Origin of the sequence: Bacteroides sp. 1_1_30, from assembly GCF_020982715.1 — a bacterium.
Classification (GTDB): domain Bacteria; phylum Bacteroidota; class Bacteroidia; order Bacteroidales; family Bacteroidaceae; genus Bacteroides; species Bacteroides xylanisolvens.
Genome location: NZ_JAJKHN010000212.1, coordinates 1 through 1,336, shown reverse-complemented (window position 1 = coordinate 1,336; position 1,336 = coordinate 1). Strand labels below are relative to the sequence as shown.

Here is a 1,336-nt window from a genome sequence, read left to right as displayed (position 1 = left end):
CTCTAAGTTTGCAGTTAATAGATAAGAGGTCGGAAATTTATTTTAAAAAAGTCAAGCGAGACGAATAATTACCTCCGCATCTTATCAGGAAAATATCAGTCTTATTATCTTTGTTGTATTAAGATAAAGACTGATAGGCGGGAAGAGGACACCATAAAAGAGAAAGCACTTGAGGCTAGCCCACGTAACGGCCTCTCTCCGCCAAGCTGCAAAGCTCCGATAGAATATCAAGGTTGCGAGCCTATTTAGAGTTTAGAGTTCAAACAGCTTTTACCAGTCTTAGAAAAGTACAGCAAAAATATGAAAAAATTATTTATTGGAATTGATTTTTCAAAGGAGAAACTTGACGCGACGATAATTCTCGCATGTGGAATGAACGAAATAGGCTCCCGTGAGTATGGGTGTTTCCCAAATAACACTACGGGCTACCGCAAGTTATGTAATTGGGTTAAAACAAACGCTTGGAATACAATTGCTGAGGAATGGCTATTCTGTGGAGAAGACACAGGTTCATGTAGTATAGGACTGAGCAAATGGCTTTACGGAAAAGGCTATGACATATGGATTGAGAACGCTTACGCCATAAAACATAGCAGTGGTATCCAGCGTGTGAAAAACGATAAGGCGGACTCAGCAATCATTGCTGAATACGCATGGAGGCAACAGGACAAGGTTGTACCCTTTGAACCATTGAATGAATCCCTTGCGCAACTAAGGGAGATTTTCCTCTATAGGCATAAGCTAGTTGGGCAAAGAGTGGCAATGGAATTACGAAAAGAGGACAAATCACAATCAAACAAGTCAAAAGCAATATCCTTCATCAACCGCAAGAGCAAACACCTTATTGCGGAGATAAACAAAACAATTGCCGAATGCGATAAGGCCATTGATAGCATAATAGAGGCGGATGAGGAACTGAAAGAAAATTATGCTATTATAACCTCAATAAAAGGCGTAGCCAGGCAAAACGCAACCTGTATGTTGGTCTACACAAACAACTTCAAAAAATTCGGATATGACCCAAGAAAGATTGCATGCTATTATGGAGTTGCCCCCTTTGGTAAACAATCCGGAACGAGTGTAAATACACCTGCTCATACAAGCCATTTCGCCAATAAACTTATTAAATCATTATTAGGACAAGCAGCTCATATAGCCAAAATATATAATCCCGAAATTAGAGATTACTATCAAAGACTGATTAGTAAGGGAAAGAAGCCTCAAGTGGCTTTAAATAATGTCAAGAACAAACTCATAAGAATCATAGTGGCATTAGTCAGGAAGAAAGTACCATATGATCAAAATACATACAAATATTATGAAGAACGAGAAGTTA

1 protein-coding gene is annotated in these 1,336 nt (G+C 38.8%); it reads left to right on the top strand.

The features are described 5' to 3' along the window. Positions 1–300: 300 nt before the first annotated feature. Positions 301–1,336 (top strand): IS110 family transposase (locus tag LPH68_RS26235; RefSeq protein WP_230297271.1); only part of this gene is annotated, 1,036 nt, incomplete at its 3' end.